The following is a 232-nucleotide window of genomic DNA, read 5'->3' on the forward strand; positions in this document are numbered from 1 at the left end:
GTTTGATCGTCTGCCTAAACTGCGCGGCGCGCGCTGGATTGCCGTTGGTCGTCTGGACGTGAATACATGCGGCCTGCTGCTGTTCACCACCGATGGCGAACTGGCCAACCGCCTGATGCACCCGAGCCGTGAAGTCGAGCGTGAGTACGCCGTTCGCGTTTTCGGCCAGGTGGATGATGATAAGCTGCGCCAGCTGTCGCGCGGCGTACAGTTAGAAGATGGTCCGGCAGCG

Annotated in this window: 1 protein-coding gene; it reads left to right on the forward strand. The window is 61.6% G+C overall.

Going from position 1 to position 232, the window contains the following annotated elements; translation table 11 throughout:
* The coding region (locus FLQ03_RS08675; protein ID WP_240802234.1) for a pseudouridine synthase at positions 1 to 232 on the forward strand (232 nt) is incomplete at both ends.

This window comes from Vogesella urethralis, assembly GCF_007644045.2.
In the GTDB taxonomy this organism is placed as follows: domain Bacteria; phylum Pseudomonadota; class Gammaproteobacteria; order Burkholderiales; family Chromobacteriaceae; genus Vogesella; species Vogesella urethralis.